Source organism: Streptomyces sp. NPDC048516 (assembly GCF_043199875.1).
In the GTDB taxonomy this organism is placed as follows: domain Bacteria; phylum Actinomycetota; class Actinomycetes; order Streptomycetales; family Streptomycetaceae; genus Streptomyces.
The window spans coordinates 436,339-462,710 of record NZ_JBICWS010000004.1 but is presented as its reverse complement, the minus strand read 5'-3'; the positions used below and the strand labels follow the sequence as shown (position 1 = coordinate 462,710).

The window sequence follows — 26,372 nt, the reverse complement described above, 5'->3', positions numbered from 1 at the left end:
AGCCCTCGTCCAAGCCCCGCGAATGGCCCTAATGAGCCCTACTATCGGCTCGCCATGACAGCAGCAGGGAAGCATCAGGTGAGCCGGTCGACCGGTCGCCGGCTGGGGCGGGCGGGCATCCGGGACGTGGCCGCCGCAGCCGGAGTGTCGATCACGACTGTCTCCGACGCGCTCAACGGCAAGGGCCGGCTTCCGGACGCCACCCGTAGCCATGTCCGCGAGGTGGCCGACCGGCTGGGCTACCGCCCGTCCGCAGCCGCCCGCACCCTCCGTACGGGCAAGTCAGGGCTCCTCGGCCTGACCGTGACCACGTACGGGGATGAACCTTTCACCTTCACCGAATTCGCATACTTCGCCGAGATGGCCAGAGCGGCCACCTCCGCGGCCCTGGCCCGGGGCTATGCACTGGTCATCCTCCCCGCGACCTCCCGCCACGACGTGTGGTCCAACGTCGCCCTGGACGGCACCGTCGTCATCGACCCCGCCGACGGCGACCCCGTCGTCACCGAGCTCGTCCGGCACGGCATCCCCGTCGTCTCCGACGGCCGCCCCGGCGGCACGCTGCCCGTCACCGGCTGGGTCGACAACGATCACGAGGCGGCCGTCCTCGGCCTGCTCGACCATCTCGCCGACGCCGGCGCCCGTCGCATCGGCCTGCTCACGGGCAACACCACCGACACCTACACCCGCCTGTCGACCACCGCCTATCTGCACTGGTGCGAGCGGGTCGGCCAGGAGCCTGTGTACGAGTCCTACCCGGCACACGACCCCTGTGCCGGGGCCGTCGCCGCCGACCGGCTGCTGGCCCGCCCGGACCGCCCGGACGCCGTCTACGGGCTCTTCGACCCCAACGGCACGGACCTGCTCGCCGCCGCCCGGCGCTACGGGCTGAGGGTGCCGGAGGACCTGCTGCTGGTCTGCTGCAGCGAGTCCACCCTCTACGCCGCCACCGAGCCGCCCGTCACCACGCTGTCCCTCAAACCGCGCCGTATCGGCACCGCCGTCGTGCAGATCCTCATCGACGCCATCGAGGGGCTCGACAACGGCCGGCCCGTCGAACAGGTGATACCTACCGATCTGATCATCCGGGCCTCGTCCCAGCGGCGTCCCCCGAGAACGACCATCAGCCCACCGCGAGGGCCCACCGGCGACTGAGCGTGCTCCCACATACGAGCGACGGTGTGATCACTTCTACGAGGAAAAAACAGGGCGATCCCGGGATAAATCCGCCGCGAATGCCGGGCTTCGGCGGATTGACCACCCCCGGGTGCGTCACAACCCGCGATCGGCATTCCTATGATGGGCGCACGACACCGCGGACCGCCGTCGACCAGGCAAAGGTCCGAGAGGTGCACGGCGGCGCAACGGTGGAGGGGTCGATGACTCAGGGGGCCAGTCAGGGACCCATGGTGTGGACCATGGCAGGAGAAACTCCGGCGTCTGTACCGCCGCCAGGAGTTCCCTCCGGCGCGTCCGCCGGGTCCCCCGTGCCGCCTGCCGGCCCGCCGCTCCACCTGCCCGCCGGGACCCCGGCCGCGCCTCCTGCCGCTCCACCCGCCGCGCCCCCCGTGGTGTCGCCCGCCGCCCCGCCCGCGGAGCTCCCCGAGGAGTACACCCCGACCGCGCGCGACCTCCCGGTCATCGCGCCCGAGCGCACGGACACCCTCATCGACCGCCCTGCCGTCGTCCCGGTGCCCGAACCGGCCCAGGACCCCGACGCGCCCGAGGGCATGGGTCCGCTGTATGTCGTCGGCGACGTGCACGGCTACTACGACGAGCTGCGCGAGGCGCTGGCCGCCGAGGGCCTGATCGACGCCGACGGCAACTGGGCGGCCGGCAATGCCCGGCTCTGGTTCCTCGGCGACTTCACCGACCGCGGCCCGGACGGCATCGGCGTCATCGACCTCGTCATGCAGCTCTCCGCCGAGGCAGCGGCGGCCGGCGGCTACTGCAAGGCCCTGATGGGCAACCACGAACTCCTGCTGCTGGGCGCCAAGCGGTTCGGCGACACCCCCGTACAGTCCGGCGCCGGCACCGCCTCCTTCCAGGCCGCCTGGCTCCTCAACGGCGGCCAGAAGACCGATATGGACCGCCTGGAGGACCACCACCTCCAGTGGATGGCCCGCCTGGACGCCGTGATGGAGGAGGACGGGCATCTGCTCGTGCACTCCGACACCACCGCCTACCTCGAATACGGCGACTCCATCGAGGCCGTCAACGACACCGTCCACGACGTGCTCACCCGCAGCGACGCGGACGAAGTCTGGGATCTGTTCCGCAAGTTCACCAAGCGCTTCGCCTTCCGCGACGAGGACGGCTCGGACGCCGTACGCGAACTCCTCGACGCCTACGGTGGCGACCGCGTCGTACATGGCCACAGCCCCATCCCCTATCTGCTGGGCGAGGTCGGCGCCGAGGACGGCGAGAGCGAGAGCGTGGCGGTCGAGGGTCCGCATGTCTACGCGGACGGTCTGGCCATCGCCATGGACGGCGGTATCACCATGGCCGGAAAGCTTTTGGTCGTTCAACTTCCGCTGGCCGGCTGAACGTTATCGGGGCAGGCGTACGGAAGGGCGGACGGCGGGCGATGGGCGCACCGCCGGGGGTCGCCACGGGCGGAAACCGGTCGTGGCATTACTCAAATTCCGTAAACTCTCTGTCACCCCGCGCCGCAGTCGCTCTACCATCGGACTATCCGTAGCAGGCTCTCCTCCGTTTCCGCCCACTGCCCGGCCAACGCCGGCCGTACGGCCCTACGGAGCATCGGGGGATCCACATGAACAGCGCTCCGCACCTGCTGAACGAGGACCGCGCGGAATTTGCGCGGATCCTTGATGAGGCGCTGCGTACCGCCGCATACCGCCCGGACGACTTCACCGCCGTCGCGGAAAACCACCTCAACAACGAGCAGTTGCGCACGATGGCGCTCAGCGCGACCACCGCCATCGCCGCGTGCGCCACGGCCGAATACCAACGCTATGTACAGCTCCGCGCCGAGTGGCGCGCACCGACGCCCGTGCCGCCCCACGTCGCGGCGGGCGACGAGGAGCAGAGCCTGGAGGCCGACGGGAGTCCAGGACCGGCCGGCGCCACGGCCCTGGGCGGGGCCGAAAACACCGGCGCCGGGCTCACCGCCATGGTCGCCGTCCTCGCTCCCGTCCTCGCCGGCATCGCCGCGGTGCTCTTCCTCCTCATCGGTTATGTGCTGCGCGCCATCAGCCCCGACAAGTCCTTGGCGCAGCCACTGGTCAACGTCGGCTGGATCTTCGCGGCACTGACCGCCGCGGGGACCCTTGTCGCGATGGCCGGACTGCTCATCACGGCGCTGCGCAATGGTTCGTCGCCCCAGGCCGCCAGAGCCGACGAGCTGGGTGAGGCGCTGGACCACGCCCGTGAGGTGTGGCGCCGTGCCCTCCTGGAGCGCGGTGTGCTGCCCTTTCTCCGCGAGGCCCTTGCCGACCCCGCGGCCACTCCGGACGACGACCCGGCACGCTATGTCCCCCGCCGCACTCCACCGCCCGAGAGCCGGATCCCCACGCTCGGCTACACCCGCCCCGAGTTCACCAGCCCCGACAGCGGCTCCTCGGGTTCCCGGCCGCGCTACTCCAGCCCGGATTTCACCAGCCCGGATTACGGGGGGCCCGACCACCAGGCGGATTAGTGCCCGGGGTGGCGGCCCGGCGCCCTGCGGGTCACCGAAGGGCGCTCAGGATGCCGCACCATGGGCAGGCGGAAGGCCCCCGCCTTTCGGTGGGGACCTTCCGCCAGAGGTGGCAGAAGGAGCGAGTCCGGGCGTCCGATGGAGCGACTCCCGACGGTGGGCTACTCCGCGAGCGGCAGGTACACGCGGTTGCCTGCGGCCGCGAACTCCTTCGACTTCTCGGCCATTCCGGCCTCGGGGTCGATCGCCAGGTCACCCCCGTGTTCACGGCGGATGTCCTGACTGATCTTCATCGAGCAGAACTTCGGGCCGCACATCGAGCAGAAGTGGGCCGTCTTCGCCGGCTCGGCAGGCAGCGTCTCGTCGTGGAAGGCGCGCGCGGTGTCCGGGTCGAGGGCCAGGTTGAACTGGTCCTCCCAGCGGAACTCGAAGCGGGCATCGGAGAGCGCGTCATCCCATTCCTGGGCGCCCGGGTGCCCCTTGGCCAGGTCTGCCGCATGAGCCGCGATCTTGTACGTGATGACGCCGGTCTTGACGTCGTCGCGGTCCGGGAGGCCCAGATGCTCCTTGGGCGTGACGTAGCAGAGCATGGCGGTACCCCACCAAGCGATCATCGCCGCTCCGATACCGGAGGTGATGTGGTCGTAGGCGGGCGCGATATCGGTGGTCAGGGGGCCGAGCGTATAGAACGGGGCCTCCTCGCAGATCTCCTGCTGGAGGTCGATGTTCTCCTTGATCTTGTGCATCGGGACATGCCCCGGGCCCTCGATCATCGTCTGGACGCCGTGCCGCTTGGCGATGGTGTTCAGCTCGCCGAGCGTACGCAGCTCCGCGAACTGCGCCTCGTCATTGGCGTCCGCGATGGATCCGGGGCGCAGGCCGTCACCGAGCGAGTAGGTGACGTCGTACGAGGCGAGGATTTCGCAGAGCTCTTCGAAGTGCGTGTAGAGGAACGACTCCTTGTGGTGCGCCAGGCACCAGGCCGCCATGATCGAGCCGCCGCGCGAGACGATGCCGGTCTTACGGCGGGCCGTCAGGGGGACATAACGGAGCAGCACACCGGCGTGCACCGTCATGTAGTCGACGCCCTGTTCGGCCTGCTCGATGACGGTGTCCTTGTAGATCTCCCAGGTCAGCTCCTCGGCCTTGCCGTCAACCTTCTCCAGTGCCTGGTAGAGCGGCACGGTGCCGATGGGGACGGGGGAGTTGCGCAGCACCCATTCGCGGGTGGTGTGGATATTGCGCCCGGTGGAGAGGTCCATGACCGTGTCGGCACCCCAGCGAGTCGCCCAGGTCATCTTCTCCACCTCCTCCTCGATGGAGGAAGTGACCGCCGAATTGCCGATGTTGGCGTTCACCTTCACCAGGAAGTTCTTGCCGATGATCATTGGCTCGATCTCCGGGTGGTTGATGTTCGACGGCAGCACCGCGCGTCCGGCCGCGATCTCGTCGCGGACGAACTCTGGGGTGACGTTCTCGCGGAGGGCGACGTACTCCATCTCCGCGGTGATCTCGCCACGCTGGGCGTAGGCGAGCTGGGTGACCGCGGCGCCGTCACGGCCGCGGCGCGGCTGACGGGGGCGGCCCGGGAAGACCGCGTCGAGGTTCTTGAGCCCGCCGCGCGGCGAGGTGTGCTTGAGGCCGTCGTCCTCGGGCCGCGGGGGGCGCCCCGCGTACTCCTCGGTGTCGCCGCGAGCGATGATCCAGTTCTCCCGCAGCGGCGCCAGACCACGGCGGACGTCGGTATCGATATGCGGGTCGGTGTACGGCCCTGACGTGTCGTAGAGCGTCACGTCCTTGCCGTTGGTGAGGTGCACCCGCCGGACCGGGACCCGAAGATCCGGGCGCGATCCGGAGACATAGCCCTTGTGCCAGCCGATCTGCGGCTCACCGCTGCCGTCGGCACCGTTTCCGTTTTCGGGCGTGCGTGCATCCTGCAGAGTCATGAGACCCAACTCCCTACGCCGGCATTACCCGGTAACAGGTTCAGCGGTCGACGCAGCGGCTTGCGTCCATGGGCGTTTCACGTGAAACGCCGCTGGGACGAAGGTCAGCGCCCTCTCAGCCCGGTGCTCCGAGCTCCCGCGATTGCAAAGGTGGCACCACGGTAGCGGCCGATGCGGCGGAGTGAACAGGGGGCCCCGGAGTTCTTGCAATGATCGGGCGGTGAGCCCTCACGAGTCCCACCACCCTTCCGCCGTGCACTCACACGCGCACGGCCACGGCCCTGCCGCGCCCGTCTCCCGGCATCTGCGCAAGGTCATCGCGGCAGTACTGATCCCCTTTGCCGCCGCGGTAGCGGTCGGTCTGGTCGTGCTCTGGCCAGGCGGCGCGCCTGGCCATAAGCCGTCCGGGGTCGGCTTCGACCAGCCCACGGAGCAGGCCAGAGTCGTCAAAGTGGCGGAGGTGAACTGCGCGGACGTCCATGCCGAGCAGCAGCCCCAGCCCTCCTCCCCGACGGGACAGCCACCGGCCGGGGGAGGGACCAAGGGCAAGCCCTGTCAGCAGGCGACGATCAAAGTCACCACGGGAGAGAACGCGGGACGCACGTTCCAGGCGGTGGTGACGCCGGACGCCCTACGGCACTACACCACCGGCCAGGAGGTGGTGGTGGCGTACTCCCCCAAGGCGCCGAAAGATCTGCAGTATGCGGTCAGCGATGTCGACCGGACGCTCCCGATGTGGGTACTGGCCGCCCTCTTCGCGTTCGCGGTGGTCATCGTCGGCCGACTGCGTGGAGTACTGGCGCTGGTGGCACTGGCGGCCAGCTTTGTGGTCCTGACGCTGTTCATCCTCCCGGCGATCCTGCAGGGCTCCAACCCACTGGTGGTGGCAGTGGTCGGGGGAAGCGCGATCATGCTGATCGCGCTGTACCTGTGCCATGGCCTGACGGCCCGTACATCGGTGGCCGTACTCGGCACCCTCGCCTCGCTGCTGCTGATCGGGCTGCTCGGGTCGGTGTTCATCAACTGGGCGCTGCTGACCGGTAATACGGACGACACGACGGGGCTGGTGCACGGCCTGTACCCCGATATCGAGATCCGCGGCCTGCTGCTCGCCGGGATCATCATCGGGTCTCTGGGGGTGCTCGACGATGTGACGGTGACGCAGACCGCTGCCGTCTGGGAACTCAAGGAGGCCGACCCGTCGGCCGGCTGGCGCAAGCTCTACGGCGCCGCGATGCGGATCGGCCGGGACCACATCGCGTCCGTCGTCAACACCCTTGTGCTGGCCTACGCGGGCGCCGCACTGCCGTTGCTTTTGCTGTTCTCGATCGCACAGAGCGGCGTCGGTACGGTCGCGACGAGCGAAGTGGTCGCGGAGGAGGTCGTCCGCACACTCGTAGGCAGCATCGGGCTGGTTGCCGCAGTGCCGCTGACGACGTTGCTGGCGGCACTGGTGGTCTCGGCGGACCGGATGGGGCCGGGCATGCCGGGCGACAGCGGGCCGGGAGTCGTCCGGCAATCCGGGGCGGGTTCCGGGGACGTGGTGGGTGCCGGCATGGCGACCGGCGCCGCGGAGAGCCGCCCGGGCCGTCGCGGGGGACGCGGCAGGCGCCGTAAGCGGTGACGGAGCTGCGGGGACGGCTTCCGTCCCCGCACGGGCGAGAGGAGCGGGGACGGGCGGGCGGAGGGCAGCGACCGGCAGGCAGCGCGACAGGGGCACGGGCAGGGAGGGGCACGGGCAGGGAGGGGCACGGGCAGGGAGGGGCACGGGCAGGGAGGGGCACGGGCAGGGAGGGGCACGGGCAGGGAGGGGCACGGGTACGCGGCGGGGCCTGCGTACCCGTAGGGCGTCGGCGCGGACGCGGCGACCGGGGCGGGTCAGCCGGCCGGTGCCTCCGTGAGGATGCGGTCCAGTACAGCCTCCAGGGTGTCGCAGACCTCTTCCTTACCCAGCGGTACGAGCCGGTCCGTACGGTCGAGGAAAGCGACCAGTGGCGCCGCACTGACCCGGAACAGCGCGCGCTCGGGGCCGACTTGAAGGCTGATGAAGACATCACTGAGGTGCGCGGGGGAGGCCGGCTCGATACGCACATCCCCCTCACCGGACGGCCGGCTCAGCCCGTCCAGCAGCAACTCTCGACCGAACGCCCAGGTCACGGGCGCGTCGCCGGGCAAATCGAAGGTGAGGCGGACGGCGTACGGATCGGCGCTGGCGAAGTCCAGCTCCACCGGAATCCGGAACGCGAGCTCTTCCGAAACGACGAAGCTCATGATCACTTCTGCCTGAACTGTGTCGGTCATCAACCACTGCCCCGCACTTGATCGGAGATGGCCGGGAAACATCCCCGTGGCCCTATTGGCGCCATCGTCTGCCACGCGCAAGCAGATCACAAGGAGTGAGTTTTCAGATACTGACAGAGAAGGCGAGTGTCGTTAGTGCCGACTCCGCCATTTTTCGTAGTCGGTCTGTAACGGACCGCAATCGATGCAGTTCGTCCGCGGACGGGGAATCCGCCGGCACCGAGACGGCCGCCTCGACCTGGGCAGGGAGGGCCGCGCACGCCGTGCCCAAGGCATATTCCCGATACGTGAAAGCCCGATGATTACCACGCACCGTATCCGCGGGGTGCAGCAATTCGTCCACAGATGGCACGGAAAAGGTCGATATCGACTGGACGGCACGGTGCGCCGGACGCTCTCCGCTTGATGCCCCGTCAAACCATGCGAGCGGATATTGCCCGATCGCGCGGCCGAGTGTGGTGACACGGAAGCCCGCCCACGACTCCACCGGCGGCCGCTGCTGCCGTGGGCGACCGCCACCGCCCCGACATCACCCTCCCGGTGGACGGCGAAGTGGACGGCGGTGCCGACGCGGGTCCGCCCCGGCCCGCCTTCGCAGACCCTACGGTCCCCTTGCCGGCAACCGGCCCGGAGCCGGATACCGACAAGGGCAGCGGACGGATTCGCTGTTCACGATTGCCAATGCCGAACGCCCGAGCCCGCTCACCGCGGGGCCGGCCGGCCGGCGGCCCTGCCTCTTACCAGTCGCTCTTCGACGAGGACGATGACGAGCCGCTGGACCTGCGGACGAGGTAGATGACTCCGGCGATCAGGGCTGCCGCTATGAGGACCTTGAACAGCACGCCGATCAGGAAGCCGAGCGCGGTGGTGATCAGTCCGCCGAAGACCACGATCAGCACGACGGGCACCACGACCCAGGTGACCCACCACGGAAGGCCTGCGAATATCCCCTTACCAGCCACTGCTCTGCCCTGCTTTCTGTCTGTCGCGCTGTCGCTTTCCGTACCGCGCCATCCGTCGGCTGCGCCGTTGCCACAGTGGTGAAGCCGTTCGTGTGCGGCCTGTCTGTTGCCTCACACCTGCGGTTCCCCTGCACCAACGATGCTAGGACGCATACCGCGGCCGTGGGGGCTTCGCAGCCCCGGCCCTTCCCTGACCCTTCCCCTACGGGTTCCGGGACGGGCCCTTAACTCTCAGGAGGAGAGAAGACCACCATCACCCGCAGATCCTCGCTGATGTGATGGAACTTGTGGGGCACCCCGGCCGGCACATAGACGACGCTGCCCCGGGCCACCGACTGGGTCTCTGTCCCGACGGTGATCGCCGCCCGGCCGCTGACCACGAGATACACCTCGTCCTGGGTGTGCGGCTGCTGTGGATCGATGCTGCCGGCGTCCAGTGCGTACAGCCCGACCGACATGTTGCGTTCCCGGAGAAACTGCAGATACGCGCCGTCGTTCGCGGCCCGTTCCGCTTCCAGCTCATCCAGTCTGAAAGCCTTCATGCCGATCGTCCCCTCTGATGATTCAGACTCGTCTGCGACGATCTCACCATGAAGCATTTTCTGGTCAAGACGATCGCCAACGCCGCGGCGCTTGCCGTGGCCATCTGGCTGCTCAAGGACATCACGCTCACCGGTGAGAACACCGGCCGCAAGATACTCACCCTGATCCTGGTCGCGCTGATCTTCGGACTGGTCAATTTTTTGGTCAAGCCCGTGGTGAAGCTGCTATCCCTCCCCCTGTTCATCCTCACGCTCGGCCTGATCACGCTGGTCGTGAACGCGCTGATGCTGCTGCTGACCTCCTGGCTCGCCGGCAAGGCCGACCTCGCCTTCCATGTGGACGGCTTCTGGACGGCCCTGCTCGGCGGCGTGATCATCTCCATCGTCGCCTGGGCGATGCACGTGATCCTCCCCGACGAGGACTGATCCTTGACCGCCCCCTTCCGTATCTGCTTCGTCTGCACCGGCAACATTTGCCGGTCGCCGATGGCGGAGGCCGTCTTCCGCGCCCGCCTCGCGGAAGACGGCCTCGACGGCCTGGTCGAGGTCGACAGCGCGGGGACCGGCGGCTGGCACGAGGGCGAGGGAGCCGACCCGCGCACGGACGCCGTGCTGCGCGCGGGCGGCTATGAACACGTCCACACCGCCCGGCAATTCCACACCTCCTGGTTCGACCACCTCGACCTGGTCATTGCGCTCGACTCCGGCCATCTGCGCGAGCTGCGCGGCCTGGCCCCGACCACGCAGGACGCCGCCAAGATCCACCTGCTGCGCTCGTACGGGCCGGGCACGGCAGCGGACGCCCTCCCGGGACCGGCTCCCGGACTCCACAGCGTCGACGGCCTCGGCACCATCGACAACCTCGACGTGCCCGATCCGTACTACGGCGGTATCGCCGGTTTCGAGGAGTGCCTGCAGATGATCGAGGTGGCGAGCGACGGCCTGCTGGTGGCGGTACGGGCCGCGATCACAGCGCGTACCGCGGTCACCGCCGACCCCGCTCACGGGTATGACACCGGCCGGCCTCAGGCGCAGGAGCCGCACCAGCCGCACCAGCCGCACCAGCCGCGAGAAAAGGAGAGCGCATGACCGGCGACGGCACCCGCGCCGTACGCGCCGGGCTTCCGGAGCCCGAGGCCTATGCGCCGACCCTCCCGGGGCCGGTGTTCGCGGCGCACTATCACCTCCCCGGCGATGCCGTCGGCCCGTACACCTACGGCCGCGACGCCAACCCGACCTGGACCCGCCTGGAACAGGCCATCGGCGAGCTCGAGTCACCGGACGAAAGCGCCCATACCATCGCCTTCGCCTCCGGGATGGCAGCCATCACCGCGGTCCTCTTCTCCCAGCTGCGCGCCGGCGAGACCGTGGTGCTCCCCAGCGACGGATACCAGCTGCTGCCGGCCGTCCGCACGCGTCTGGAGAGCTACGGCATCGAGGTCCGTACCGCTCCGACCGCACACGACGCGCAGCTCGAAGCTCTGGACGGCGCCCGTCTGCTATGGATCGAAACGCCCTCCAACCCAGGCCTCGATGTCTGCGACATCCGGCGGCTCGCCGACGAAGCACACCGGCGCGGCGCGCTGGTGGCCGTCGACAACACCCTCGCCACTCCGCTCGGGCAGCGGCCGCTCGACCTCGGCGCGGACTTCTCGGTCGCCAGCGGCACCAAGGCACTGACCGGCCACGGCGACGTCCTGCTGGGGTACGCCAGCACCCGTGATGCCGCGCTGGCCGATTCCGTACGGCTGTGGCGCAAGACGGTGGGCGCGATCCCCGGCCCGATGGAGAGCTGGCTCGCGCATCGTTCGCTGGCCACCCTCGCGCTGCGCGTCCGCCAGCAGTCGGAGGGCGCCCTGGCACTGGCCGCCGCGCTGGCCGACCGCCCCGAGATCACCGGCCTGCGCCACCCGGGCCTTCCGTCCGATTCATCCCATGAGCTCGCCGCCCGGCAGATGCGCCCGGGCCGCTTCGGCTCCGTGGTGTCCTTCGCCCTGCCCGACAAGGCCCACGCAGAGCGGTTCCTGGCCGCGCTGACCCTGGTGGACGATGCGACGAGTTTCGGGGGCGTACGGTCCAGCGCCGAGCGGCGGGCCCGCTGGGGCGGCGATGCCGTGCCGGAGGGCTTTATCCGGTTCTCGGTCGGCATCGAGGAGCCGGAGGATCTGATCGCTGATGTCATCCGGGCTCTGGACAGGGCCGCACAGAACTGACCGAACGACCGGAGTGACCCGAAGCCGCGGCACGAGTCGAACAAGCGGGGCGCACCCCGGCCCAAGGCTCGGAAGCTGCATGAGATGGGCCGGCAGGGCATCCCCCCTCGTCACCCTGCCGGCCTGCGGTTCCCCATGGCCCCGAGTCCACGCGTTTCACGTGAAACCAAATGTTCCACGTGAAACGAACCGCTCGAACAAGGCTAGTTGACTGAGCGTCATTGTCCAATCACGCTAGCGACACAGCCCTATCGACAAATTTATAGTTGGCTCGCGACCAGGCTTCCGAGAGGCGCAGGAGGTACGCAATGGATCTGGCTCTGCTGCGCACCTTCGTCACCGTGCACCGAGCCGGCTCCTTCACCCGCGCCGCGGCGTTACTCGGCCTCTCCCAGCCCGCGGTGACCAGCCAGATCCGGTCCCTGGAACGCCAGTTGGGCCGTCCGCTCTTCCTCCGCTGCGCCCGTGGAGTCACCCCCACCACCATCGGCGATGAACTCGCCCACAAAGTGGCACCGCACCTGGACGCGCTCACCGAGATCACAGAGGCCGGCTTGGACCGCGACTCCGTGACCCGCACCCTCCATCTCGCGGGGCCCCCGGAGTTTCTTGCCGAGCGCGCGCTCCCGGCACTCACCCCACTGATCGCCCAGGGCCTGTCCATACGTACCGCCTTCGGCCCCGCGGAGGAGCTGCTGACCGGCCTGGCAGCCGGGCACCACGATCTGGCCGTCACCACCGCCCGACCGCGCGGCGGGCTGCTCACCGCCACCCCGCTCTGCGACGAGGAGCATGTGCTGATCGCGGCGCCGCACTGGGCGGCCGAGCTGGGCGGGAGCGCCGTACTGCAGGCCGGGGGAGTCCGCGTGCTGGACCCCGTACCGCTCGTCGAGGTCCACGAAAGCCTGCCGCTGATCGCCCGTTACTGGTCCGCGGTCTTCGATGCCAAGCCCGCCGCCTCCGCCGCCGTGATCGCAGCGGACCTCCGGGCGGTGCTGTCCTGTGTGACAGCCGGAGTGGGGCTCGCCGTGCTGCCCCGCTATCTCTGCGCCGGCGCGCTGGACAGCGGCGACGTCGTGGCCCTGCTCGACCCGCCGGTGCCCCCGCTGCGGACATACTTCTTGACCGTACGGACCGGGACGCTCGGCCTTCCGCACATAGCCCGGGCGCATGAGTGGCTGCTGCGCACCGCTGTCGACTGGTGACCGAGAGGCGTGGGTTTCACCGGGCCGTGACTGCGGCATCTGTCCCCTATGAACGTACGGCCAGTCGTCAAACGCACCGCCCGCGCGATTCTGCTCGACGGCGCGGACCTGGTTCTGATCAAGCGCACCAAGCCGGGCCGGGCACCTTACTGGATCACTCCGGGTGGTGGTGTGGAGCCCGAGGACGCCACCGTCATCGACGCCCTCCACCGCGAACTGGACGAAGAGCTGGGCGCAAAGATCAAGGACGTGGTGCCGGTCTTCGTGGACACCGTCGAGCACTTCAGCGACGGCGGGGTGGACGGCGTAAAGGTCCAGCACTTCTTCGTCTGCCGGCTCGACTCGATGGACGTCTCCCGCCGACACGGCCCCGAGGTCGAGGAACCCTGCGGGGAGTACGAGATCGTGCGGGTGCCCTTCACCCGTGTCGGCATCGCCTCCGTCGAGGTGGTGCCGCTGTCGCTGCGGCACTACCTCGACGGCAACATCGAGGGTGTGCGGGCGATGCACGCCCCGGATCTGGGCTGAGTGGCATACCGCACCACCGCCCCCGCGGCGGGCTGCCTCAGCCGTCGCGCCGGTCGAACCATCCGCGGAATTCCGGCCCGTCCTCCGTGGGCCGACGGGGCTGGGCGCGAGCGAGCACCCGCTCCACCCGGTCCAGGAACTCCGCGTTCAGCTCCTCCACAAAGTCGTCCCTGCCCGGCCCACGGGACGCGTCCGGGTACGCCGGACCGACCCGTGAGGCGGCCGCAGGCGTGCCGCTCCCGGGCACCGGACCACTTCCGTGCACCGGACCACCTCCGTGCACCGGACCACCTCCGTGCACCGGGGACGCCTCCTGGTACACCGCGTCGTCGGTGTCCTCGTGCAGTCCGCCCCGCAGGTGCTCGTTCCTGCGCTCGGAGCGCCGGAAGGGCGGTCGCTGATCTGCCTCCGCCGCCGCGCCGAAGAAGTCGCCGCCCTTGCGCTTGGCGTCGTCGGTGCCCCAGGCTCGCGCTCCGCGCTGCTGCGCCGGGACCTTCTGCAGATGCGGAATGTGCTTGGCGCAGTGGATGTACGCCTCTTCGACCTCGACGGTGACCCACAGTTGGGCACGTCGGCCGGGGACCGGGTCGACCGGCAGACCGGGGTGCTGCCGTCGCATGTCCTCGTCCATGACGACGCGTGCCCGGCCGTTGACGTGCAGCCCGATGCGGTCACGGGTGAAGTCGACCATCAAGATGCCCAGGCGCGGGTTCTCCGAGATGTTGCCGACGGACGCCATGACACCGTTGCCACGGTATTCCGGGTATACCAGCGTCCGGGCGTCGAGCACCTGGACGAACCCCGGCGGCCCGGCCCGGAACGTGGCATCGCATTCGCCGTGCCGGTCGGCCGTGGACAGGAAGAACATCTCCTGCCGGGCCACGAACTCCTGCATGCGGACGTTGAGATGGTCCAATACCTGGTCACCGTAGAAGCGGTCGGCCCGCTTGGTCGTGCCGAGCCGCTGCTGCACCAGGTGCTCGCCGTCGCTCCCGGGGCGCTCTTGCCGTGGCATGCCCCACCCCTCCCCTGTCGGACCGTGTTCGACCTGTGCTGCCAAGACCTCAATCTCCCGCCGGGACCAGCTCTTCCACGGAGTCGTGCCGTATGCGCTCGGTCGGGATACCGACCCCCACCAAAGCGTCCACACCGCTGCGAATCAACCCTGGCGGCCCGGAGAGATAAGCGTCGTATTCCCGGAAAGGACCGTATTGCCGGACCGCGTCGGGCAGTTGGCCCCTCTCGCTGCTCGTTCCGCCGCGGGCCGCGGGTCCGGTGGCGACGACCGGGCGTACGGAGAGCCACTGATGGGTCTGTTCCAGCTGCAGCATGGTGTCGAGGTCGTAGAGGTCGTGGTCGCTGCGGGCACCGTAGAAGACCTCGACGGGGCGCCGGACACCGTGTTCCGCGACGTCCTCGACCAGCGCCTTGATGGGGGCGATGCCGGTGCCGCCGCCGACGCACAGCAGACCGCTGCGCTTGCTGTGGTCGACGGTCATCGATCCGCCGGGAGCACCGAGCCGGATGACATCGCCGGGGCGGGCGCGGTGGACCATGGCGTTGGAGACCCAACCGGCCGGGACCGCCTTGACGTGGAAGGAGAGCAGGCCGTCGGAACGCGGTGCGGAAGCGAAGGAGTAGTGCCGCCAGACCCGTGGCCACCAGGGGGTTTCCACGCTCGCGTACTGCCCCGCGAGGAACGGGTAGGGCTGGTCCGGACGGACGAGTACGACTGCGATATCGGGCGTCCGCAGCTCATGCGAGACGACCTCGGCCTGCCACCAGGCGGGCGCCACGGCCTCGTTCTCGGCCGCCGCATCGATCATGATCTGCGAGATCGCGGTGTAGGCCCGTACCCACGCGGCCTGCGTCTCGGGACCCCAGCTGGACGTCGCATAGCGTGCGAGCGCGTTGAGCAGGCATTCGCCGACGGCCGGGTAGTGGTCGGGCTGGGTGCCGTACTTGCGGTGACCGCGACCGAGGTTCGCAAGGTAGGCGGTGAGAGTCTCGGCGTCGTCGACATGCTGGGCGGCGGTGAGCAGCGCCTTGAAGAGCCGGTCGCGCTGAGTGTCCATCGACGCGGGGAACAGCGCCCGCAGATCGGGGTACTGGACGAAGAGCAGCGCGTAGAAGTACGAGGTGACCTTGTCGGCCACGGGCTCGATTTCCGCCATGGTGCGACGGATGAGCAGCGCGTCCGGTGATCCGTGCGTGGCGGACGAGGCCGAGGCCTGCAGGGCGTCGAGAGTGGGCGCCGGGGCAGGGGCCGCGGGACGCGCCTTGGGGGTGAAGGCAGGGGGAGCGGCGGCGGGGGCCTCGTTCTGGGCGGCCGGTGCCGCGGCGGGTGCGCCGCCGGTGGGGGTGCCTCCCGCGGGCGCTCTCGTGGCGCGCGCCGTTTCGTGTACGGGCTCGGGTTCCCGGCCCCGGGCGGATTCGCGCTCCCAAACCGACTGGCGGCCCATGGGCGGCTCACCACGCCGGGCGGGCTCGTCCTCGCGGCGTGGCGGGACGGGGGCCGGCGCGGTGTTTCCTGGAACTGCGCGGTTTCCTGGAGCCGCAGTGCTTCCTGAAGCTGTGGTGTTCCCTGCGGCTGCGGTGGACTGCTCGGGATAGGCGGCCGCGAAGGGCTGCTCGGGGTAGCCGGCCGGGAAGGGCTGCTCGGGGTAGCCGGCTGCCGCGGACGGCCTGCCCGCTTCGTGTCGCGGCGGCGGTGCCTGCGACGGCTCCGTCTCCCGTTCGCGCGTGGCGGCAGTGCCTACCGGCCGGATCGGATTGACCGGTCGGCTGGGTATCTGTTCCCGGTCGTTCCGTTCATCTCTCGCATTCCACTCATGGTGGTCTCTGCGGTCGCCGTGGTCGTGGTGTTCACTCCGGTCGCCCGGTTCTGCCGGGGCGTCCTGGTTCTGCTGCCGGTCCTGGCTGTTTTGCCGTTCCTGCTCTTCTCCGGAGGACTTCTTCGCCGGTGGAGTGAACCAACCCCAATCGCCACCGCTCCCGCCGGAAGAGCCACTATCGGCCGACGTGGTGGTCGGAGCGTCCATGGTCTGCCTCGCCTCGAACGTCTTTCGGTTGTCTTCGCACTTCCGTGGAACGGAACTGCGCGGAATTCCCCCGCCCTGCCCCGGAATTCTTCATCGACTCAAGCGACTCCGGCAACACCCTCCAAAGCAGACATATCTCACTCCCTTGCGACAATGCGGAGCAGATGCCACGTCAGCAGCATGCCATCCCTGCTCACCACATCGGACAAATAGTCGGAAGTCCGGGTGTCGAGGGCCGCTTCGCCGCTAGGCTGACGAGCTTTGAGCTCGCCCTTCGCGCACCACCGGAATCCCTGCCTCCGCCAAGTCGGACTCGACCATACCGGCAGCAGTTGAAACCACAAGCCTTGATCTTGGAACACTCCACGCGGCCCTTCCGATAACAGTGATCCTCCCCACAGACGGCATTTTCCGCGCACACAGTGGACGAATCCGTCGGAGGGGCTCGGAATTACCGGCCAGTAAGCACCAGTTCGTATGCCTCCCGCAGATCACCGCCCGCGTACGCATATGAGGCCAGCCCACTGACATGGTGATCCGCATTCACGGCCACGGACTGCGGAACTGCGGCGAACAGTTCGGTGTCCGACATGGAGTCGCCGTATGCCACGCAGTCGGCACGGGTCAGCCCGTACTGCACACAGAGTTCATCGGCGATCCGTACCTTCGCCGCCGACGAGAGGATGCCGGACGGCTCCACCGCCTCGCGGATCGGCAACGCCGGCCAGCGGGAACCGTGTGCCGCGTCGGCGCCCCAGGCCAGCAGCCGTTCGACGAAGAAACCCGGCGAGAGTGAAATCACCGCACAGCGCTCGCCGCGGGCCCGGATATCCGCCCAGACTTCCCGGATTCCGATCAGCCAGGGTGAGCCGTCAAAGGCCGCGGCCACCGTGAGTTCGGTCAACTCGGCAGCCCAGAGGTCACATGCCCGCTGCGCGAACTGCGGGGGAGTCAGTTCACCCGCGGCAAATCCGCGTTCCAGCTCGGCGATCTCCTGGTCCAGCCCGAGCTGCCGGGAGATCTCAACGGCGGCCGCGGACCCATGGAGCAGAGTCCCGTCCATGTCGAACAGATGCAGCTTGCCCATGCCTGGAGCCTAGGAGGCGCGAGGGCGGCGGGCGAGACCGGGAGCGAGGAGAGATGCGTCCGGGTCCGCACGGCCGGCGGGCCCCGGGGGAGGACCGGACCCGTACGATCGGGGCCCCGGGGGCGCGCCCGTGTCCGGCACCGCAGGTCGGGACGTACTCAAGCCCGCGTACGTGCGGATACTCCCGACGGCAGATGTACCGCGGGGCACACGGGGCCACCGTGGCAGCCATGCAGCAGCTCAGCCGACCCGCGCGCCGGGCCCTCCTCGTCCTTCACGTCGCCGTCTCCGTCAGCTGGCTCGGTCTGACCCTCGGGCTGCTCGCGCTCAGCGTCACCGGCTACACGACCGGCTCCCCCGACATGGCCGCCGTCGCCTACCGGGCCATGAAGATCTTCGGTGACTGGCTGGTCCTCCCCGTCGCGCTGGTTTCGCTGGTCAGCGGGCTGGTGCTGTCGCTGCGCACCGCCTGGGGGCTGGCCAGGCACCGGTGGGTCTACGTCAAGTTCTGGCTGACGCTCATCACCGTGCTGCTGTCGGTGTTCTCGCTCCGGCCCGGTATCAACCACCTCGCGGCCGAGGCCGCCGCGGGCACCCCGTACCCGGACATCAACCTCGTCGTCGCGCCTGCGGTCGCCACGGCCACCTATCTGTTCATCACCGCGATCTCCGTCCTCAAGCCCTGGGGGCTCACCCAGCGCGGCAGCCGACTGCGCGACGCGCAGTCGGCCCAGGCCCGCGCCGGCCGGGCGCGAAAGAACGGCATCCAGGGTGCGGGCGTCGGCCAGGACCTTTGACGGCAGGCCCGCGGAGACCGGGAAGACACGCCCCGGCCGCGGAGGAGCGTCGTCAGGCGAGGTCGGCCTCCGCGATCGCCTCGGTGACGATCCGGTGGTCCTGTTCGGGGGCACCGCCGCCGAAGCCGAGCGCGCCGATCAGCCGGCCGTCCCGGTGGAGCGGCACACCGCCGGCGAGGAAGAGCAGCGGCCGGTCCAATGCCGTGGGCAGGGTGTGGAAGAGCCCGTCGGGCCGTACGAGCTCGACCAGGTCAGCGGTCGGGGCGTCCAACTGAAGGGCCGTGTACGCCTTGCGGGTGCTGGTCTCCCCCGAGATCAGCACGGCCGCGTCGTCCCGCCGGAAGCCGAGCAGATGACCGCCCGCATCCAGAACGGTGACGCTCCCCCGCACCCCGATGCCCTCGGCGGCACGAACGGCGGCGTCGATGAGGCCCTCGGCATCGCGCGTGGTGAGCGGACGGACGGTGGGGGTGGGCGTAACTGGAGTGGTGGGCGTAACAGGGATGGTGGTGCTCATGAGGACTCTTCCTTGGGTGCAGGGCGGTGCTGAGGGTGCGTGTCGCGCCGGTGGGTGCTCGTTGTCGGTGATGCTCGTAGCGCCGGTGATTCGAAGTGTGGTGCGGCGGGATTCTCAGCCGTGCGCCGCCGCTACGGGCTCGTGGGCGGTCGCGTCGGATCCGCCGGCGGCCACCACGCGGCCACGGCCTGTCTGACGCCGCTCCAGCGCGGTGGCGAATATCGCCACACCCAGCGCCGCGACGGTCATCAGCGCACCGACCCAGTTGGGCGCGGTGTAGCCGAGGCCGGCCGAGATGACGATTCCGCCGAGCCAGGCGGCCAGCGCGTTACCGAAGTTGAAGGCCGCGATATTGCCGGCCGAGGCAAGGGTGGGGGCCGAGGCCGCCTGGTCCATCACCCGCTTCTGCAGTGGCGGAACGGTGGCGAAGCCGAAGATGCCGATCAGCGCGATGGTGACGATGGCGGCGGCCTTGTGGTGCGCGGTGAAGTTGAACGCGGCCAGCGACAGCGCCAGGCCGGTCATCGACACGAACAGCATCGGCATCATGGCGCGGTCGGTGAAGCGACCGGAGACCAGGTTCCCGCCGACCATGCCGAGGCCGAAGACTGCCGTCAGCCAGATCACGGAGGACGGCGCGAAGCCGGTGACCTCGGTCATCATCGAAGCGAGGTAGGTGACGGCCGCGAAGACACCGCCGAAGCCCAGGATCGTCATCAGCATCGCGAGACCGACCTGCGGGTTGCGGAACACCGCGAGTTCGCTGCCCAGAGGAGAGGCGGCCTTCGCCTGCTGCGCCGGGACCAGCTTGGCGATGCCCAGCAGGCCGAGCACACCGAGCGCGGTGATCGCGTAGAAGGTGGTGCGCCAGTCGAACTGCTGGCTGAGCATGGTGCCGGCCGGTACGCCCACGACGTTGGCGATGGTCAGGCCGCTGAACATCAGCGAGATGGCGGTGGCGCGCTTCTCGGGCGCGACGAGGTCGGCGGCGACGAGCGCGCCGATGCCGAAGAACGCGCCGTGCGTGAACGCGGCCACGAGCCGCCCGGCGAGCATGATCCCGAAGTTGGGTGCGATGGCCGTGAGCAGGTTGCCCACGATGAACAGGCCCATCAGCAGCATCAGCATCTGCTTGCGGGTGAAACGCGTGCCGACGGCGGTCATCAGCGGCGCTCCGATGACCACGCCGAGGGCATAGACCGTGGTCGCGTATCCGGCGAGGGGGATGGAGACACCAAAACCTGCCGCCATGTCGGGCAGCAGGCCCATGACCGCGAACTCGGTCGTTCCGATCCCAAAGGCACCGATGGCGAGAGCCAGGAGTGCGAGAGGCATGACGGATCCCTTCAGATGATTGCGTGCGTCCCTTACGAGCGTAGACAATAATTGCAGACGCGGGTTAATTGCAAGCGCCGTATATTGCGCCGGTGCCCTATCCTGGTGTGGCGTGCCCATGAGGCGCACCCTTGAGGAGGTCGTCGATGACGCAGCGGACGCGGGAGATACAGGAGCAGCGGGAGACGGTGGAGGCACCGCAGTCGGCAGCACCGGCCGATCCGGGCTGCCCGCCGGCGTCGGCCCCTGGACTGGCGCAGGGCTGGTGCGCGCTCTCCGCGCTGCACGGCCGCATCGAGTCCCACATCGAACGCGCCCTGCAGGCGCACGGCCTCAGCGTCCGTGAGTTCTCGGTCCTCAATGTGCTCAGCGAGCAGCACGACGGTCCCGGCGGCCATCTGCGGATGCACCAGGTCGCGGACTCCGTCGTCCTCAGTCAGAGCGCCACGACCCGCCTGGTCACGCGACTCGAGGAGCGGGGACTGCTCTCGCGCTACCTGTGCCCCGACGACCGGCGCGGCATCTACACCAATGTGACACCCGACGGCCTCTCACTCCTGGTAGAGGCCCGGCCCACCCACGACGGCGCATTGCGGGAAGCCCTCCAGGACGCCGCACAGCGCCCCGAGTTGGCGCCGCTGGTCACCGCCGTCGAAACGCTCGCACCGCCGGAGTGACGCCGACACCCCGGGGAACGGGCCGACTGGGCCGACCGCTGGGCGGGACAGGGCTGCTGGACGGGACACGGCTGCTGGACGGGGCACGGCTACCTGCCTGACGCCCGATCGCACGGCATAAGGTCACGCCTATGAGCGATATCGAGATACGCCGCGCGACCGAGGCCGACCTGCCCGCCATCATCGCGATGCTCGCCGACGACCCCTTGGGCGCCACCCGCGAATCGCCGGACGACCTGGCTCCCTACCGCGCCGCGTTCGAGGCACTCACCGCCGACCCGCGGCAGCACCAGGTCGTCGCGGTCCGCGAGGGGCGAACGGTCGGCACGCTTCAGCTCACGGTCATTCCTGGCCTGTCCCGGCGCGGCGCCACCCGCGCGATCATCGAGGGGGTACGGGTCCACAGCGACGAGCGCGGCAGCGGCCTCGGCACCCAGCTCATCGAGTGGGCGGTCGCGGAATCCCGCACGCTCGGCTGTCAGATGGTCCAGCTCACCTCGGACGCGACCCGCATCGACGCCCACCGCTTCTATGAGCGCCTCGGCTTCGACGCCTCCCACCTGGGCTTCAAGCTCCAGCTCTGAGCAGCGCGGCTGCCGATGCGCCGCCTCACGGTCACGTCTGCGGTGTGCGTCCCCGTGTCCGGTGCGCCTTCTGCCGACAGGCGCCACCGCAGTAGCGCGCGGGCCGGCCCGTGCGCGCCGCGGCGATCACCGCGCCGCACACCTCACACTGTGCTTTGTTACGTTTCACGGACTCCATCGCGAGTTTCGTTACAGTGCGCGGCGGCCGCAGCGCATCGCACATCAATGCCGTCATCCGGCCCTGCTCCCCCGACTCCGCGCCGGTTGCCACCCGGGCCCGCTCCATGGAAAGGCAGCCCACCAGCAGGGCCCTGAGATCCGCTATGCCGACGTCCCGCCGTACGGCGGCTGCCTCTTGGGCTCTCCCGAGCAGGACCTCCAGCGCATCGTCGAAGTCCTGACCGACCCCCGGTGACGGTTCGAAACGGCCCGCCCCGGCAGCTTCCAGCGCGTCACACAACGCCTTGTTCCGTGAGGCGAGCCGCACCACGGAGGAAAGGAAGCGAAAGAACACCGCGCCAGGGTCCGGCGCCTCGGCCAAGTCCCTTGCAGTGTCGGTGAAAAGCTCGATCCGCTCCACGATCGTCGCCCTGAACAGGGCTTCCTTGGAAGGGAAATGGCGATATACGGTCCCCGCGCCGACGCCCGCACGGCGCGCGATCTCCCCGAGCGGCACCCCCAACCCCTGTTCCTCGAACGCGAATCGAGCCGCCTGGAGCACCAGCGCCCTGTTGCGCCGCGCATCCGCACGGGGGCGCGTGACACCGCCCTGGATCACCGCCGGACCTCCTGAGAATCGTCGACACCCGGTGCGCGCACACCGCCACTTCAAACGGGTCGCTCGTTCCGATTCTATGAGAGGCTTCCAGCAAGATCGTTCAGGGCCTCAGCGGCGCGGCGGCCGAAGAAGCCGAAGAAGCGGACCCGAAGCCGACGTCCGCGCGGACAGCCGGGCCGCCGACAGGACCGGCCACGCTGGACTGGGGCCCGCAAGACAAGCAGGGGCGGCCCTGCCGGCGCCTACGCCGCCTCAAGGCTTTCTTGAGGCGCCTTGAGGCGCCTTGCGCGTCCAGCCTGCCCCCGGGCCCCCGGGCGCGCCACCGGGCTACTCCTGACAGGCGACAGGCGAGATGGCCGCCGGCCGCGATGCCGCCGACGCCGCCTCCATCGAGAGCGACGCCTTTCCGGCTTTCCCTGGCGGCAGCGCTCAAATTACCTATGAGGAAAGGGAGTTGGAGAAAATGGAGCCTTCGGGGAGCTCCCCCGCGGGTCCGGGTGTTTCACGTGAAACGACGCCGCTTCCAGACGCACGTGTGGGGTCGTGTTTCACGTGAAACACGACCCCACCACGAGCACTGGTCCTACGTCCTACCGCTGGGCACAGGCGCGCCTCAGCGTGCAGCCACCGCGTCCCACGCGGCGTCGGCCGCCTGCGCCGCACCCTCGGCATCCACGGACGCACCCAGCGCACGCAGTCCGCCCGCCAGTGCCGCCAGCGAAGCCATGACCACCGCCCGGTCAGCGGCGCGGCCATAGTGGTTCACCCGGATCATCTCCTTGGCCAGCGCACCCGCCGCTGCCTGCACCGGTACCGCTGCATCCACCGCGAGCGCGGCGGTCACGATCTCCCGGGCGTCCACTCCCTCAGGCGCACGAAGCGTCGTGGCGGCCGGCGCCGCGTCCTCGTCGCGTACGACGTAGGGAGCGAGACCGCCCAGCGCCCGCACACCGGCCCTGGTCGCCGCGGCCGCCGCCCGGTGCCGGGTGATGACGGCGTCCAGGCCCTCGGCGTGCAGGCGGTCCGTGGCCTGTTCCAGCGCGAGCATCTCCAGTTGCGCCGGCGCATGCGGCAGCGCCGTGCGTCCACCGTCGATCCAGCGCTCCTTCCAGTCCAGCAGCGAGAGGTACGAGCGCCGCGGAGCCTGCTCGTTGGCGGCAATCCGCTCCCACGCACGGGCACTGACCGAGACCGCCGACACCCCGGCAGGCCCGGCCATCGCCTTCTGCCCGCCGATCACGCACAGGTCCACGCCCCATTCGTCGGTGAGCAGCGGCTCGGCACCCACCGACGCCACCGCGTCCAGCATCAGCAGCGCGCCGTGCTCCCGCACCACCCGGCCGATCTCCGCGACAGGGTTGGTGTTGCCGGTGGCTGCCTCCGCGTGCACCAGGCTCACGAAGTCGATCCCGGGGTGCTCCTGCAACACATCCGCCACCTGCCGGGGGTCGACCGCACCCGTGAACGGCGCGGTGACGGTCACCACCTCGGCTCCGCAGGAGCGCAGCCAGCCGCCGAACGTCTCACCATACGGTCCGGTGACGATGTTGAGCGCGGTGCTGCCGGGCCGCGCTGCCGAGCGGATACAGGCCTCCAAGGGCAGCAGTGCCTCGCCCTGCATCGCCACCACATCGCAGCGGGTGTGCATCAGGGCGGCGACCTTGTCCTCGATCCGCGCGAAGTGAGCCGCGGTAAGCGGCGGCAGGTCGAGCAGATCCGGGGCGGTGGCGTTCGCGGTCGGGTCAGACACGGCAGTCACAGGGCCTTCCAGCGGTAGCGAGCCGACTCGGCGCGGCTCCTGACATCTGGTTCGACTGTACGTCCGCGCCCCGGCCCCCCGCCGTACAGGCCTCACACCCTCCAGCCCAGCGGATCCACCCCTCCCGGCACCGCTTCCGACGGCTCGTACGGCCCTCGGGTGAACACGAAGGTAGCGAGATCCAGATGGCTCACCGACCCGTCCTGTTCCCGCACCACGCGGAGCGTCTCGCCCGCGTAATAGCCGTCCAGTCCCGTCCATGTGCCGTCCGCCTCGGCCCGGAACCGTGAGAGCCGTCCTGTCCCGGACAGCGGTGTGAGCTCCAGTCCGCCCCCGGCCAGCAGCCGCAGGACGTGCGGGTTCGCACCCCAGTACCAGGGCCCGGTCAGCGCCAGCAGTCCCGGATCCAGTGGCCCGGGCATCGGACGCCAGGGCTCGGGGATCCGGGGCTCCAGCTCGCTCACGATCCCGGTGAGGTCGGCGGCGAGGGCCGCGACCGCCGGTCCCGAGGTGCAGTTGGCGAGCACGACCCCGGCAATGTCCTCCTCGGTATCGGTCCACAAGGCCGCCAGAAATCCGGGCATCGAACCGACGTGCCCGGCCAGCAGTCGTCCTTCGCGCCGTACGAGCTGAAGGCCCAGTCCGTACCCCGCGTCCCATGCGCTCCCCTCCGGCGGTACGGCAGGCCGCCGCATCTCGGCCAGGCTCGCCGCTCCGAGCACCCGTTCATCGCCCCGGAGCAGAAAGGCCGCCCATCGGCACAGATCCTCGGCGGTGGACCACAACTGCCCCGCGGGGGCCATCAAACCGGTGTCCTCGGCCGGCTCCGGCAGCACGGCGTCGGCCCACGGGTGGACCGCCCAGCCACTCGCGTGCGGACCCTCCGGCCCCAGTGTCGTGCGCCCCATGTCCAGCGGCTCCAACACCTCGTTCCGCAGCACCTCGCCCCACGGGGTTCCGCCTCGCAGCCGTTCGACCAGCGCGCCGAGCAGTGCGTAACCGGGGTTGGAGTAATGGTGGCGCCGTCCGGCGGGGAGCCGCCGCGGCCGCTCACCGAAGAGGTCCGCCGGCTCGGGCCGCAGGGCGCCCGCGGTCCGTTCCCACCACGGCCCTCGTGCCTCGGCCGTCAGTCCCGAACCGTGCGTGAGCAGTTGAGCGATCGTCGCGTCCGGCACCGGAGTCCCGTCCAGATGCCTGCCGACGGCGTCCTCCAGGCACAGCAGTCCCTCGTCCCGCAGTCTCATGACCAGCACGGCGACAAAGGTCTTGGTCAGCGAACCGATCCGGTACTGCACATCTGCATGCGGTGCCGCTCCCTCCACCGAGCCCCGGCCGGCCGTCCACACCGTCCGCCCGCCGCGGACGACCGCACCCGTCATGGAGGGCGCCCGCCCCTCGGTCTGCCCGACCGCCAGCCGGCGCAGCAATGCCCGCCGTGTCGGGGGCAGCAACTCCACGAACTCTTCAGGCGCAGCGGCCGCCTCCGGCCGGTGACCGGCCCGCCCGGGCTCGCGGGACTCCGTGGGCTCTCCGATGGTCATGTCGCTCCTCAACAGCGGATCCGGTTCAGCCGGGCCCATCCTCGCCGCATCACCGCAGCGCTGCCGTCGCGGTCAGCGCGCCCAGTTCGGTCTGCTCGTCCTCGGGCAACCACCGCGCGGCATGCACCCTGTGCAGGGCGGCCCGCAGCCGCACGCGGTCCTCATCCGTCCCGAGGTATCCGAGGTACGCCGGGAGCGTCAGCCCCAGCGCCTTGAGATCCGCCCGCGCGCACCATCGCGCCAACAAGGCCCGCACCCGCCCGTCGACTTCCCCATCGAGGTTCCGCCGCGCCGGATCCCCACCGGCCTCGCTCTCCCTCTCGCAGACGTCCATGTCACAGACGTCCATGTCACAGACGTCCACGTCACAGACGTCCACGTCACAGACGTTCACCTCGCAGATGTCCCCGTCGCAACCGGGCGCCGTGGCACGCAAGCCCTCCGCAATCGCGAACCGGTTCCAGTCGCCGTACTGCCCCTCGGGGGCGTCCCCCACCCGCGACGCGGCCAACGTGAAATACGCGTGCGCACGGGCGGTTCGGCCGAGCCGTTGGCAGGCGTGCCCCATGTTCACGTACAGCGATGGATAGAACCCGTCCACCCGCTCGTCCCCCACCCGGTCGGCACGGTCCAGGCACTCCTGGTTCCAACGGAACACCGCCTCCGGCGAGTTCTGGTGCCGGGCGAGATAGTGCGCCGCGATGCACGCCTCGTAGTCGTCAGCAGCGAGGTCCCAGGCCTGCTGGAAGAGGCCGAGCGCTCGCTCGGACCGCCCCTCCGCCTCGGCCCGCATCCCCTCCACACACAGCCGCACCACAGGCAGTTCCGGATCCACCGGCTCGCTCCCCCCATCAGCTCTCATCAACCCTCATCAGATCGGCAGCTCAGCAGCCGTTGC

The 26,372-nt window shown here is 69.7% G+C and carries 26 protein-coding genes and 1 riboswitch; of the genes, 12 read left to right on the top strand and 14 right to left on the bottom strand.

Annotated features, from left to right (window positions below):
• The first annotated feature begins 54 nt into the window (after nucleotides 1–54).
• The 3 genes from ACGFR7_RS11670 to ACGFR7_RS11660 all read left to right on the top strand — a co-directional run bounded on the left by ACGFR7_RS11670 (nucleotide 55) and on the right by ACGFR7_RS11660 (nucleotide 3,661).
• A complete protein-coding gene (locus tag ACGFR7_RS11670) occupies nucleotides 55–1,155 on the top strand; it encodes a LacI family DNA-binding transcriptional regulator (RefSeq protein ID WP_393316453.1) in 1,101 nt (366 codons plus the stop codon).
• Nucleotides 1,156–1,406: 251 nt separating this feature from the next.
• On the top strand, nucleotides 1,407–2,546 hold the full coding sequence (locus tag ACGFR7_RS11665) for a metallophosphoesterase (protein ID WP_393316550.1): 1,140 nt from the start codon (nucleotides 1,407–1,409) through the stop codon (nucleotides 2,544–2,546).
• A 230-nt stretch (nucleotides 2,547–2,776) separates the two neighbouring features.
• Nucleotides 2,777–3,661 carry a hypothetical protein gene (locus ACGFR7_RS11660; RefSeq protein WP_393316450.1) on the top strand — a complete coding sequence of 295 codons (885 nt, stop codon included), beginning with the start codon at nucleotides 2,777–2,779 and terminating at the stop codon, nucleotides 3,659–3,661.
• A 161-nt stretch (nucleotides 3,662–3,822) separates the two neighbouring features.
• On the opposite strand, the gene thiC is transcribed toward ACGFR7_RS11660, so the two are convergent.
• Nucleotides 3,823–5,607 carry a phosphomethylpyrimidine synthase ThiC gene (gene thiC / locus ACGFR7_RS11655; RefSeq protein ID WP_393316447.1) on the bottom strand — a complete coding sequence of 595 codons (1,785 nt, stop codon included), beginning with the start codon at nucleotides 5,605–5,607 and terminating at the stop codon, nucleotides 3,823–3,825.
• Nucleotides 5,601–5,757: riboswitch (TPP riboswitch) on the bottom strand. It overlaps the preceding gene by 7 nt.
• A 31-nt stretch (nucleotides 5,758–5,788) precedes the next feature.
• Here thiC and ACGFR7_RS11650 point away from each other — a divergent pair.
• A complete protein-coding gene (locus ACGFR7_RS11650) occupies nucleotides 5,789–7,231 on the top strand; it encodes a YibE/F family protein (protein WP_393316444.1) in 1,443 nt (480 codons plus the stop codon).
• 254 nt (nucleotides 7,232–7,485) lie between these two features.
• On the opposite strand, the gene ACGFR7_RS11645 is transcribed toward ACGFR7_RS11650, so the two are convergent.
• The 4 genes from ACGFR7_RS11645 to ACGFR7_RS11630 all read right to left on the bottom strand — a co-directional run bounded on the left by ACGFR7_RS11645 (nucleotide 7,486) and on the right by ACGFR7_RS11630 (nucleotide 9,412).
• The gene (locus ACGFR7_RS11645) at nucleotides 7,486–7,908 is read right to left on the bottom strand and encodes an SsgA family sporulation/cell division regulator (RefSeq protein WP_393316442.1); all 423 of its coding nucleotides are present in this window, start codon (nucleotides 7,906–7,908) and stop codon (nucleotides 7,486–7,488) included.
• Between the two features lie 103 nt (nucleotides 7,909–8,011).
• Nucleotides 8,012–8,395 carry an IclR family transcriptional regulator C-terminal domain-containing protein gene (locus ACGFR7_RS11640; protein ID WP_393316439.1) on the bottom strand — a complete coding sequence of 128 codons (384 nt, stop codon included), beginning with the start codon at nucleotides 8,393–8,395 and terminating at the stop codon, nucleotides 8,012–8,014.
• A 250-nt stretch (nucleotides 8,396–8,645) separates the two neighbouring features.
• Nucleotides 8,646–8,870, bottom strand: a complete 225-nt coding sequence (locus tag ACGFR7_RS11635) for a DUF5326 family protein (protein WP_393316436.1) — start codon at nucleotides 8,868–8,870, stop codon at nucleotides 8,646–8,648.
• Between the two features lie 224 nt (nucleotides 8,871–9,094).
• On the bottom strand, nucleotides 9,095–9,412 hold the full coding sequence (locus ACGFR7_RS11630; RefSeq protein ID WP_393316433.1) for a cupin domain-containing protein: 318 nt from the start codon (nucleotides 9,410–9,412) through the stop codon (nucleotides 9,095–9,097).
• Between the two features lie 48 nt (nucleotides 9,413–9,460).
• Here ACGFR7_RS11630 and ACGFR7_RS11625 point away from each other — a divergent pair, with 48 nt between their 5' ends.
• The 5 genes from ACGFR7_RS11625 to ACGFR7_RS11605 all read left to right on the top strand — a co-directional run bounded on the left by ACGFR7_RS11625 (nucleotide 9,461) and on the right by ACGFR7_RS11605 (nucleotide 13,358).
• Nucleotides 9,461–9,838, top strand: a complete 378-nt coding sequence (locus tag ACGFR7_RS11625; RefSeq protein WP_393316431.1) for a phage holin family protein — start codon at nucleotides 9,461–9,463, stop codon at nucleotides 9,836–9,838.
• 3 nt (nucleotides 9,839–9,841) lie between these two features.
• Nucleotides 9,842–10,501, top strand: coding sequence for a low molecular weight protein-tyrosine-phosphatase (locus ACGFR7_RS11620; RefSeq protein ID WP_393316428.1), 660 nt, complete (start codon nucleotides 9,842–9,844; stop codon nucleotides 10,499–10,501).
• A complete protein-coding gene (locus tag ACGFR7_RS11615; RefSeq protein ID WP_393316425.1) occupies nucleotides 10,498–11,625 on the top strand; it encodes a cystathionine gamma-lyase in 1,128 nt (375 codons plus the stop codon). The genes ACGFR7_RS11620 and ACGFR7_RS11615 overlap by 4 nt, the downstream gene beginning before the upstream one ends.
• Nucleotides 11,626–11,933: 308 nt before the next feature.
• Nucleotides 11,934–12,830 carry a LysR family transcriptional regulator gene (locus tag ACGFR7_RS11610; RefSeq protein WP_393316423.1) on the top strand — a complete coding sequence of 299 codons (897 nt, stop codon included), beginning with the start codon at nucleotides 11,934–11,936 and terminating at the stop codon, nucleotides 12,828–12,830.
• A gap of 48 nt (nucleotides 12,831–12,878) precedes the next feature.
• On the top strand, nucleotides 12,879–13,358 hold the full coding sequence (locus tag ACGFR7_RS11605; RefSeq protein WP_088798878.1) for an NUDIX domain-containing protein: 480 nt from the start codon (nucleotides 12,879–12,881) through the stop codon (nucleotides 13,356–13,358).
• Between the two features lie 37 nt (nucleotides 13,359–13,395).
• Here the strand turns inward: ACGFR7_RS11605 and ACGFR7_RS11600 are convergent, their stop codons facing one another.
• The 3 genes from ACGFR7_RS11600 to ACGFR7_RS11590 form a co-directional block, all read right to left on the bottom strand.
• Complete coding sequence (locus tag ACGFR7_RS11600; RefSeq protein WP_393316419.1) at nucleotides 13,396–14,373, bottom strand: pyridoxamine 5'-phosphate oxidase family protein; 978 nt, start codon at nucleotides 14,371–14,373, stop codon at nucleotides 13,396–13,398.
• Between the two features lie 49 nt (nucleotides 14,374–14,422).
• A complete protein-coding gene (locus ACGFR7_RS11595) occupies nucleotides 14,423–16,399 on the bottom strand; it encodes a globin domain-containing protein (RefSeq protein WP_393316416.1) in 1,977 nt (658 codons plus the stop codon).
• A 451-nt stretch (nucleotides 16,400–16,850) separates the two neighbouring features.
• Nucleotides 16,851–17,486, bottom strand: coding sequence for an HAD family hydrolase (locus ACGFR7_RS11590; RefSeq protein WP_393316413.1), 636 nt, complete (start codon nucleotides 17,484–17,486; stop codon nucleotides 16,851–16,853).
• 230 nt (nucleotides 17,487–17,716) lie between these two features.
• Here ACGFR7_RS11590 and ACGFR7_RS11585 point away from each other — a divergent pair, with 230 nt between their 5' ends.
• Nucleotides 17,717–18,283 carry a DUF2269 domain-containing protein gene (locus tag ACGFR7_RS11585; RefSeq protein ID WP_393316410.1) on the top strand — a complete coding sequence of 189 codons (567 nt, stop codon included), beginning with the start codon at nucleotides 17,717–17,719 and terminating at the stop codon, nucleotides 18,281–18,283.
• 52 nt (nucleotides 18,284–18,335) lie between these two features.
• Here the strand turns inward: ACGFR7_RS11585 and ACGFR7_RS11580 are convergent, their stop codons facing one another.
• Complete coding sequence (locus ACGFR7_RS11580; protein WP_393316407.1) at nucleotides 18,336–18,800, bottom strand: heme-binding protein; 465 nt, start codon at nucleotides 18,798–18,800, stop codon at nucleotides 18,336–18,338.
• A 114-nt stretch (nucleotides 18,801–18,914) separates the two neighbouring features.
• Nucleotides 18,915–20,135 (bottom strand): MFS transporter, encoded by a 1,221-nt coding sequence (locus ACGFR7_RS11575; protein WP_393316404.1) that lies wholly within the window; start codon nucleotides 20,133–20,135, stop codon nucleotides 18,915–18,917.
• A gap of 146 nt (nucleotides 20,136–20,281) precedes the next feature.
• On the opposite strand from ACGFR7_RS11575, the gene ACGFR7_RS11570 reads away from it, so the two are divergent.
• Nucleotides 20,282–20,812: a MarR family winged helix-turn-helix transcriptional regulator gene (locus tag ACGFR7_RS11570; protein WP_393316401.1), complete on the top strand. Its 531-nt coding sequence runs from the start codon at nucleotides 20,282–20,284 to the stop codon at nucleotides 20,810–20,812.
• Nucleotides 20,813–20,943: 131 nt separating this feature from the next.
• Nucleotides 20,944–21,396 carry a GNAT family N-acetyltransferase gene (locus ACGFR7_RS11565; protein ID WP_393316398.1) on the top strand — a complete coding sequence of 151 codons (453 nt, stop codon included), beginning with the start codon at nucleotides 20,944–20,946 and terminating at the stop codon, nucleotides 21,394–21,396.
• Nucleotides 21,397–21,427: 31 nt separating this feature from the next.
• Here ACGFR7_RS11565 and ACGFR7_RS11560 read toward each other — a convergent pair whose 3' ends face one another.
• The 4 genes from ACGFR7_RS11560 to ACGFR7_RS11545 all read right to left on the bottom strand — a co-directional run bounded on the left by ACGFR7_RS11560 (nucleotide 21,428) and on the right by ACGFR7_RS11545 (nucleotide 26,309).
• Complete coding sequence (locus ACGFR7_RS11560) at nucleotides 21,428–22,174, bottom strand: TetR/AcrR family transcriptional regulator (RefSeq protein ID WP_393316395.1); 747 nt, start codon at nucleotides 22,172–22,174, stop codon at nucleotides 21,428–21,430.
• 613 nt (nucleotides 22,175–22,787) lie between these two features.
• Nucleotides 22,788–23,924: a pyridoxal-phosphate-dependent aminotransferase family protein gene (locus tag ACGFR7_RS11555; protein WP_393316548.1), complete on the bottom strand. Its 1,137-nt coding sequence runs from the start codon at nucleotides 23,922–23,924 to the stop codon at nucleotides 22,788–22,790.
• Between the two features lie 101 nt (nucleotides 23,925–24,025).
• Nucleotides 24,026–25,474: a serine hydrolase domain-containing protein gene (locus ACGFR7_RS11550; protein ID WP_393316392.1), complete on the bottom strand. Its 1,449-nt coding sequence runs from the start codon at nucleotides 25,472–25,474 to the stop codon at nucleotides 24,026–24,028.
• A gap of 49 nt (nucleotides 25,475–25,523) precedes the next feature.
• Nucleotides 25,524–26,309 (bottom strand): hypothetical protein, encoded by a 786-nt coding sequence (locus ACGFR7_RS11545; protein WP_393316545.1) that lies wholly within the window; start codon nucleotides 26,307–26,309, stop codon nucleotides 25,524–25,526.
• Between the last annotated feature and the right edge of the window lie 63 nt (nucleotides 26,310–26,372).